General features: G+C 47.7%; 1 protein-coding gene. It reads left to right on the top strand.

Translation table 11 applies throughout. The annotated features are described in order from the left end of the window. Positions 1-375 (top strand): efflux RND transporter permease subunit (locus tag HC175_RS20485; protein WP_168139874.1); only part of this gene is annotated, 375 nt, incomplete at both ends.

Genomic DNA, 375 nt, shown 5'->3' with positions numbered 1-375 from the left:
GTGCCCGATGAGGATGGGGAATACTTTAGAAACTGGAGAGAACACATCAACAGCCCCGATGATATCTGGACTGAGATTGTGAATGCCACAAGATTTCCCGGGATCACTTCCGCTCCAAAACTGCAGCCTATAGAAACCCGACTGGTGATGCTGCAAACAGGAATGCGGGCTCCTATGGGGATCAAAGTTTACGGTCCCGATCTGCAAACAATTCAGGAATTCGGGTTTAAACTGGAAGAGATCCTTAAGCAGGTGCCATCGGTAAAACATGAAGCTGTATTTGCCGACAGGATTGTGGGGAAACCTTACCTGGAACTGGATATCAACAGGCAAAATATTTCCCGCTACGGATTGAGCATCGAACAGGTGCAACAA

This window comes from Salinimicrobium oceani, from assembly GCF_012037645.1.
This window is presented reverse-complemented; position numbering and strand designations above follow the sequence as displayed.